The following is a 541-nucleotide window of genomic DNA, read 5'->3' on the forward strand; positions in this document are numbered from 1 at the left end:
TGATGTAGAAAGCAATACCAACTTTCATGATGGTGTAAGTGAGCCCGACCCCAGTTTTTCTGTACTCAATAACATTCTATGCCGAGGGCTTCCTACCCGCATGTCGCTGGAATTAGAACAAAAATTCGTCGATACGTTCAAACACGCAAAGCAAAAGGCTTCTTTTGGAACCATCTTTTTTGAACCACTCGAAGACACATACCTTGACAGCCAAATATTTAGGGCGTTACACATCATTGACCCCCGAATAACTATCAGGCAAAACTCTTATGGACAGTCCTCTAGTAGTTTTGAGAGCGACTTTTTGTTTAATCAAATTAGCAGTGATAAAAACTTCCTCTTGCAGGTACTAGAACCCCAACGGGAACTGAATACAATTATCAAGCACCCCTTCAACTTCTCTCGTCAACGAGCAGACTTCACCATTGAGCTACCCTATTCTAATTCAAAAAACGGGCACCTAATTGAAATAGACGGTCCCCACCATTCAACAGAAGTCTCTCAACAGATTCTGGATCAAAACCGGGATATTGCTGTCAAT

Annotated in this window: 1 protein-coding gene; it reads left to right on the top strand. The window is 42.0% G+C overall.

Features of this window, described 5'->3' with window-relative positions:
- Positions 1 to 541, top strand: a 541-nt coding sequence (locus ACLD7X_RS18165) for a hypothetical protein (RefSeq protein ID WP_411425088.1), incomplete at both ends; no start/stop codon positions are given.

It is taken from the genome of Aphanothece microscopica RSMan92 (assembly GCF_046613545.2).
Taxonomy (GTDB): domain Bacteria; phylum Cyanobacteriota; class Cyanobacteriia; order PCC-6307; family Cyanobiaceae; genus NIES-981.